Origin of the sequence: Clostridium vitabionis (assembly GCF_015351765.1) — a bacterium.
Lineage (GTDB): Bacteria > Bacillota > Clostridia > Lachnospirales > Lachnospiraceae > Clostridium_R > Clostridium_R vitabionis.
The window spans coordinates 1-2,606 of sequence record NZ_JADKQA010000022.1; the positions used below are offsets into that span (position 1 = coordinate 1).

At 35.9% G+C, this 2,606-nt stretch carries 1 protein-coding gene; it reads left to right on the forward strand.

Features of this window, described 5'->3' with window-relative positions:
* Positions 1–110: 110 nt before the first annotated feature.
* Positions 111–2,552 (forward strand): hypothetical protein, encoded by a 2,442-nt coding sequence (locus tag ISF27_RS13060; RefSeq protein WP_194611903.1) that lies wholly within the window; start codon positions 111–113, stop codon positions 2,550–2,552.
* Positions 2,553–2,606 lie beyond the last annotated feature (54 nt).

The window sequence follows — 2,606 nt, forward strand, 5'->3', positions numbered from 1 at the left end:
AGCAATTCACTCCAACATCTGCTTCAATGTTTGGAGTAATTATCTCAAACGGATTGGAGTGAAACAATCCAACGAATTACTTCGCGCTTACTCCAAAACTGTTAGATATTATGAGTGACCACAGAATTACTGACGATAATATCATTGTTGTTGTTTGTATATCGAGTATAGGAAGATCAATGTTTTTGGAACTTCCACATATCAAACACAAAGTTCAAACTATTTCATTTTCACCTTTTGACCTTTGGTGTATCTCAATGAACGAAATGGGATGTGAACAATTCTTGGCTAGGTATGTACGTGCTAGAAATCTCATGCGCGAACATGTACCAAGTCTGTTTAGTGAGCTCAATGCTGTAGAGATATATAAATCGAATCACAATTCATTTGTAATGACAGATGATGCAAAAATGGAGGAAATATTTACATATGTAGCACCGGGGGATTCGATTGAATATATCCAAAGAGCTATTGATCGATTTGATAAAAAGCAGGTGGATTCCTGGCGGCCAGGTGAAAAAATAGTTGTCATCAGAAATGACGAAAATCAAAACATCTATGTAACAACTACCAATGATCCCAAAGTATATATTGAAATATCCGATTCATTCGGTATTTGGGTAATATCAGAGCCGATTAAAAAACTTGACAGAATGGATATTATACGATCTGTAGTTGATTTAGTTACATATTGGATTGATGAATGTAAGATATTGCTTAAGAAAATCTCACTACCATACCCGAATATTCTATTATTGCTTTCAATCGATTCGGAGACAGTTGCATATTCACAATTTGATACAAGGAAGGAAAAAGATGTTGAGGAAGTTTTCAACATGGAGTTCGATGGTACAAATTGTTTTATATTGCACTGGTCTTCAGAATTAGCATTGTCATTAGTAAGTAATAGTAATGATAAAGAAAAACGTTTTATTCAACTCTTATTAGCGGGGATAGGCAATGCGTATTCTCAACAACTTGATTTTGGACTGCTTGATGTAATATTTGAGAATCCATTTAAGAGAAAAATTTATGCGGCAGAGTATGGAAATCATCCATCATATCGACCGACGCTGAATTTCTATCCTAGAAAGGTGCATGATGAAGATTTGACCTATTTGAATGATACTATAATTCCGCAGTATACAGATGCGTGCCACTGGAATACTGGAGAAATCAAGTATGATGAGAGATCAAGATTCATGGTTGACGTTGTCGGATTTTTGTATAAATTACTTCAAAAGGAAGTTGCGAGTATGTCGCCTCAGCACCTTGTGGAGCGAATATACAGTGATATCGAGTCAAACACCTTTAAGCTATTACAACTGAGTTCAATATATAAATATGAGGTTGCATGTTATCCACAGAAACAGACGAAATTTCTTGATCAATACAACGAGTTGAATCGATCCTTGATTTCTCAGAAATTCTTAATTGAATATGTTGCATCTTGCCCGCCGAATGGGAAAAAGGTTTTCGATACGTTGGACTATGAATGGATACTTTCAATTTGTTCGGCAATTATTGAATATGCCTATAATGGCGACCTATTTAAGTATGATATTTTTCATACACCTGTGGAAATCCTTCAGTCAGGTAGAATTGGTATGAATCACGTTGAATTCCATTATATGAATGATATGGGAACCAGATATCGTGATGAGGAATTGGATTTTAATTCAGACTATAGAAATCCAACAATACCACCTATGGATATTCCGGATATTGCGAGCAGACTAGATAGCGCGTTTAACGCAGAGTTTGGATATTCAAATACCCAATTAGCAGACTGTGTGAATTCCATGTGTAGAATTGGAATGAGTAAGGGCAGTCAATCTGAGGTGTTCATTAGTTCATATAACTTTTTGATCAATGCAATTTTACAAGAATCTGAATCAGGATTGTTGACGGAGGAAATCGTAGGGAAAATTCTTTCTGACATTTCTATATGCAATCGTGAGGATTTTCTGGTTCCACCAGAAGGGTATAAGTCATACGAAGTATGGCCATGGCGGTTTAATAGAAGATATTCTTTTATGAGAAAACCTTTAATATTCAGAAAAATAGAAGGAGGACAGATTGAGGTAATCTGGGGCATTCGAAGTGTAGATAGAATGCTACACTACATCTATCACTGTATTCAGATTGGATCTTTTCCAGCACAAAGTGAAGAACTAAAAGAACTTATAGGATATATAAGTAACGCACGAGGAAAAGTTTTCAACGATTATGTGTATGATATTTTTCTAAAGATGGAACAATTCGTCGTAGATCGTAATGTTAACAAAATCAATGGTGTATATATTCAAAAAAATAAGCAAGCGCTGGGAGATATTGATGTTTTAGTTATTGATCATCAGAAACACGTAATTCTTGCTGTAGAAGTAAAGTCCTTCCGATATGCGCGAAATCCGTATGAGATGGCAGTGGAGCACAAGGCAATGTTTGAAGGGGAAAAATCGTTTCAAAATAAACATCAGCGTAGAGTTGATTGGCTAAGAGAAAATATAAATGAGGTAAATTGCAATAACAAGTTGGACACCCTCCGCTAGGCAGTAGCCTGGTAGATTCGGTCGATTTCCTCCTCGAAGATTTCATCCGGGGTT